A 532-nucleotide genomic window follows, 5' to 3' on the forward strand; every position below is an offset into this window, starting at 1 on the left:
GTCCATGCGGCAGGAGGTCTACCGGGACGAACGGCCCCTGGCGGACTGGGCCGAGCGGCCGGCGGGCCGGGTCTTCGTGCACCTGGTGACGCCGCCGGAGTGGCGGCGCATCACCGGGGAGGCGCCGCCGCCGTCCCCCGTGGACCGCAAGGCGTACACCGACGCGGGTCTGCCCTGGTACGACTACTACGACCAGGACGCCGACGACCTGGCGCCGACCGAGCCGCTCCAGGACGTCAAGCCGGTCGGGGACTGGGTCGGCGACGACCACGAGCCCTGGCAGCAGCCCGCCCCGCCGCAGATCCATCCCCTCGGGGACGCCCCGGGGGCACCGGTGCAGGACGGCGACTGGTAGACACGAGGGCGGACCGGGACCGACCGACGAGCGGGAGCGCGCATGAGCGGTGAGGGCTGGAGCAGGCGCCGGTTCGGCGGTCTCCTCGCCCGGACGGCCGCGGCGGCGGCGCTCCCGGCGGCGATGGCCTGCGACGACGCCCCGGCGTCCGGACCGGCGCCCGGACCGACATCCGGA

1 pseudogene is annotated in these 532 nt (G+C 76.7%); it reads left to right on the forward strand.

The features are described from left to right. Positions 1-355, forward strand: a pseudogene (locus tag GTW67_RS26560) (hypothetical protein); the annotation flags it as partial. Positions 356-532 lie beyond the last annotated feature (177 nt).

The organism is Streptomyces sp. SID5910, from assembly GCF_009862125.1.
Classification (GTDB): domain Bacteria; phylum Actinomycetota; class Actinomycetes; order Streptomycetales; family Streptomycetaceae; genus Streptomyces.